Raw genomic sequence first — 2,744 nt, 5'->3', positions numbered from 1 at the left:
GGGCGCGGTGTCGTCGAGCCAGCCTGCGCGTACGGCCTCCGCGGTCTCCTGCCCGACCTCGTCGAGGCGCTGGCGCAGGTGCTCTGACTCGCTGCGGGCGCGCTGCGCCGCGGTGGCGGCGTCCGTGGCGTCGCGGTGCGCGGCCTCGCCGGTCTCCTGGAGGGTCGAGGAGCGCGCCTCCTCCTCGTTGGCGAGGCCCTCCGCGTCCTCGGCCGCGGCGTGCAGGGCCCGTACGAGGTCGGCCGCGGCTGTCGCGCGGGCGGCGAGCGCGGGCGCAGCGTCCCGTTCGGCCTCGCGGATCGCGGCGGCGACGCGGGCGGACCTGTCGGCCGCCGCGCGGTGCCGCAGCACGGCCTCTGCGGCCTGCCAGGCGGAGTTCAGGGTGCGGGCCTCGGTGAGGTCGCGGCGCTGGGCGGCGGCGCGCTTCTCGGCGGCGGCGAGCGCGAGGGAGGCGTGCCGGTAGGCGAGTTCGGCTGCGACGAGGGAGCTGCGCAGGCGGGCGCCCTCCGCCTCGGTGACGGTGTGGGCGGCGGCAGTGACCTGGCTCGCGAGGTCGGCGGCGCGGGTGCGTTCCACGGTGGCGCGCGCGGCGAGGCGCCGTACCAGGGTGCGGGCCCTGCGCTCGGACGCGGTGTGGATCTCGCGGGCGCGGGCGCGGGCCTCCGCAGCTTCCACGATGCGGCCGAGCAGGTCGACCGAGCCGGCGGTGAAGTCGCGTTCCGCGGTGAGTTCCGCGCGGCGCCCGAGCTTGCCGCCGAAGCCGCTGACCAGGTCGGCGAGGCCGTCGGTGTCGCGGGTGTCGGTGACGGCGCGCAGCAGCAGGTCGGTGAAGTCGGAGTCCTTCTTGACGGCGAAGAGACCGGCGGCCTCGCCCTCGTCGGCGTTCATCTCGCGCTGGTAGCGGAAGAGTTCGGGGTCGAGGCCGAGGTCGCCGAGGTGCTCGTTCCAGCGGTCGTGGATCTCCTCCCAGTGGACGTCGAGGTGCGGGTAGAACCTGCCGGCCTCGGTGAGGGCGTCGCGGAAGCCCTTCATGGTGCGGCGGCGGCCCCGAGCGCCCGAGGTGCCCTCGGCGGGCGGTCGCACCGACTGGGCCTCGGCGACGGGCAGCGCGTCGAGGCTGAGGCCGGGGCCCGGCCGGAAGGAGTACCAGGCCTCGGCGAACTTGCGCGGGTCGTTGGAGACCTGGCGGCCGCGCCACTCGCTGACCTTGCCGACGACGACGGTTTCGCCGGTGAGGGTGTGCTGCCATTCCAGGGCGACATGGCCGCAGTCGTCGGCGAGCAGGAACTTGCGCAGCACGCCCGAGCTCGCGCCGCCGAGGGTGTTGCGGTGGCCGGGCAGCATCACCGAGAAGATCAGCTTCAGCAGGACGGACTTGCCGCCGCCGTTCTCCAGGAACAGCACGCCCGCGGGCGCGGGGCGGCGCGGCGGACCCGCCGGCTCGTCCGTGAAGAACTCGGTCTGCACGGGCGCGGGCGCCGGCACGGCGGCGCCGACGCCGCGCAGGTCGAGCACGGTGTCGGCGTAGCGCGCTCCTGCGGGCCCGATGGAGTAGAGGCGGACCCTGGACAGCTCGTACATGGCGGCGGTCTCTCGTGAACGGTGCGTGGGGGGCGGTCGGTCGGTGGGCGCGGCGCCGGGTCCCGTCGCGGCGGGCGGGGCGGCGGCCTGGCGGCTCAGGTGTGGAAGGGCAGTCCGGCGTCCGCGACGAGTTCGGCGTCGCCGCCCTCGGGCGGCGGCAGCAGGGTCGCCGTGCCGTCCGTGACCGGTACGACGCCGAGTTCGGCGAGCTCCGCGAGGGCGGCTGAGCCGGCCATGTCCCTGACCTGGAGCTGGTAGCGGGCGGTCGTGCGGTACGCGCCGCCCGCGTCGTCGCCGGTGCGCTGGAGGAACCCGGACTCGGTGAGGAAGGCGACGGCCTTGCCGACGATGCCCGTGGTCGAGCCGGCGAGGCGCCGCGCGTCCTTGGTCGCGCCGGTGGCGCTGCGGCGCGCGTACACCCGCCAGGCCGCTTCGAGGCCGGGCGCGTCGCTCGCGGGGTCGGTGTTCTCGCCGGTCTCCTCGGCGCGCTCCTCCAGCCTGTGGCAGGCCTGGCGGACGAACGCGTCCACGCCGTTGACGGTGATACGGCCGATGTAGCCGTCGTCCGCGAGGTCCTCGGGGCGGGGGAACGCGAGCGCGGCGACGGCCAGATGGGCGAGGCCGTGCAGGAACCGGTCGCCCGAGTCGGTCGCGGCGCGGCGCGCGTAGTCGCCCATGCGGACGGCGAAGACGGAGTCCTCGGCCGCGGTGACGGCCATGCCGGCGCGGGGCGAGACCTCAAGCACGACGAGGCCGAGGCCCGTGGCGACCGCGTCGGCGATCCGCGCGAAGGCGGGGTCCTCGCGGTAGCGGCGCAGCAGTTCGGTGTACTCGGCGTCGCGTGCGGGCAGCAGCCGGGGCTGGAGGCCGAAGGACACGAGCCTGGCCGCGTCCGCCGCGTCCGCGGGGGTGACCGGGGCGGCCGCCCCCGACCCCGCACGCTCCACGGCCTCCGCGCCCGGCTCTGCCCACGGGTCGGTCCCGGTCGTGTGCTGGTCGGTCACGTACGTGGCTCCTCGGACGGATACGGGCCCCCGGCACCCCCGCCGGCACCGGCGGCGGGACGGTCGTCCACGGCGCGGTCGACACGCGCCCCGGCGGGCGGGGGCCGCGGCCTGCGCCCGCCCCCGGTCGGCGGCGGCACCGCGGATCCCGGCCGCGAC

1 protein-coding gene and 1 pseudogene are annotated in these 2,744 nt (G+C 76.8%); both read right to left on the bottom strand.

Annotated elements, in window-relative coordinates:
- Positions 1–1,581: pseudogene (locus ABEA77_RS33655) on the bottom strand (hypothetical protein); the annotation flags it as partial.
- 95 nt (positions 1,582–1,676) lie between these two features.
- The gene (locus ABEA77_RS33650) at positions 1,677–2,585 is read right to left on the bottom strand and encodes a hypothetical protein (protein ID WP_425588451.1); all 909 of its coding nucleotides are present in this window, start codon (positions 2,583–2,585) and stop codon (positions 1,677–1,679) included.
- Positions 2,586–2,744: the final 159 nt, after the last annotated feature.

It is taken from the genome of Streptomyces tremellae, from assembly GCF_039540215.1.
GTDB lineage: Bacteria > Actinomycetota > Actinomycetes > Streptomycetales > Streptomycetaceae > Streptomyces > Streptomyces tremellae.
The sequence above is the reverse complement of the archived record's forward strand: the minus strand, read 5'-3'. Positions and strand labels throughout refer to the sequence as shown.